This is a genomic window from Alcanivorax sp. HI0044 (assembly GCF_001634945.1).
On sequence record NZ_LWEZ01001639.1, the window covers coordinates 1 to 746 of the forward strand.

Sequence of the window (746 nt, forward strand, 5' to 3'; positions counted from 1 at the left end):
AAAATGGCCGATACAGCTCAACCAGCGAGGTCGTTCGTGCCGCATTACGCCTGCTTGAAGAGTCTGAAACCCGCCTGACTACACTTCGTAAACTGCTCAAGGAAGGCGAGGACAGTGGTTTCGAAGACTACTCCTATGACTCGTTTATTCGTGAACTGGACAATGAAGGGCGCTGATGCCAAGTTTCAGGCTTTCCAGGAAGGCCAAAGCTGACCTCAAATCTATTGCCCTATACACGGAGCGTGAATGGGGCCGGGATCAACGAAACCACTATCTTCTCCAGTTCGACCAATGCTTCCACCTTCTGGCCGATAATCCGAACTTGGGGCAAGCTTGCGATGAGATAAGTCCGGGCTACCGACAGTACCCTCAGGGGAGCCACATCATATTTTATCGTCTAGCCACCGAGGGAATTGTTGAAATTATCCGCATCCTACACAAACGCATGTTGCCTGAGGGGCATTTGCTTTAGGGCATAACGTCCAGTGCCGGCGCAGCCAGCCCGGAGCGCATTTTGTGTTAATGTTTGAGCGCCAGCGAGTAACACAAAAGGTGCGTAGCGCTGGCCACTGCTTGTTAGGCTGATGGACCTCAAGACTCCGTATAGTGGTTCATGATTTCCTCAGCCTTACGCTCTGAGATCACACCGAAAAGTACACTTGCGTCTAAGTAAGAAAGAAAATACTGAACCTCTAAAGAAACGCCTTCCGGCTCCATATCCCGATTCATGTCATCTCTGACGATTT

At 50.4% G+C, this 746-nt stretch carries 2 protein-coding genes; both read left to right on the forward strand.

From position 1 onward, the window contains the following. The coding region (locus A3730_RS24710; protein ID WP_063539196.1) for a type II toxin-antitoxin system ParD family antitoxin at positions 1-176 on the forward strand (176 nt) is incomplete at its 5' end. Further along, complete coding sequence (locus A3730_RS24715; RefSeq protein ID WP_063519514.1) at positions 176-472, forward strand: type II toxin-antitoxin system RelE/ParE family toxin; 297 nt, start codon at positions 176-178, stop codon at positions 470-472. The genes A3730_RS24710 and A3730_RS24715, both read left to right, overlap by 1 nt. The last annotated feature ends 274 nt before the right edge of the window (positions 473-746 follow it).

Excerpts from the sequence above, each read along its gene's own strand:
- A3730_RS24715 (WP_063519514.1), top strand. The coding sequence starts at position 176 with ATGCCAAGTTTCAGGCTTTCCAGGAAGGCCAAAGCTGACCTCAAATCT.